Source organism: Methylobacterium symbioticum, assembly GCF_902141845.1.
Classification (GTDB): domain Bacteria; phylum Pseudomonadota; class Alphaproteobacteria; order Rhizobiales; family Beijerinckiaceae; genus Methylobacterium; species Methylobacterium symbioticum.
The window spans coordinates 1-647 of sequence record NZ_CABFPH010000247.1 but is presented as its reverse complement, the minus strand read 5'-3'; the positions used below and the strand labels follow the sequence as shown (position 1 = coordinate 647).

Here is a 647-nt window from a genome sequence, read left to right as displayed (position 1 = left end):
CCTGCGCGCGGCGCGGCGGGTTGCAGGACCCGTCGCGCCGCGGGACAGCGCGTGGCCGGGATGTACGTGTTTTGTTCTCGCGTGTCAAGCTTTTTGTCTTAGGGCAGGCCTTTCCGCCCTGCCGCTGCGCTCTCCCTCCCCCGCAGTGGGGGGAGGAAGGGCGCGGTTCCAGCGCTCCGCCGCTGCCCGGATCAGGCGCGGGTGCCCTCTCCCGTTCGGGAGAGGGGCCGGCGAGGGGCGAGAGCGCGCCGGAGAGGACGCCGTTATGCGCCGGTACCGCCGCATCCCTTTTGCCTGACGCTCCCCTCCCCGCCCGCCTCGAAGCCTCGGCGCGCATGCGGGACGGGCCAGGATCCCAAACACGAAAAAGCCCGGCTTTGCAGCCGGGCGGATCCGAGTCTGAAGCTTTCGGATACCGGACCCGCGCGGATCCGGAAGGATCCGCGCGGGGTCACGTCGTGACTTAGAAGTCGCGCTGGACGCGGGCGCGGACCTGGAACACGTCGGCGTTGGTGACCGTGCGCAGCGTGCCGGCGGCGACGGCGGCGTTGAAGCCGGCGGCCGAGGTCGCGCCGGGCGTCCGGTTCAGATCGATCACGCGACCGCTCTGGACGCCGTAGTTCTGGTAGACGCCCTCGACACCGATA

The 647-nt window shown here is 70.9% G+C and carries 1 pseudogene; it reads right to left on the bottom strand.

Features of this window, described 5'->3' with window-relative positions:
* Positions 1–463: 463 nt before the first annotated feature.
* Positions 464–647: pseudogene (locus tag MET9862_RS29785) on the bottom strand (porin); the annotation flags it as partial.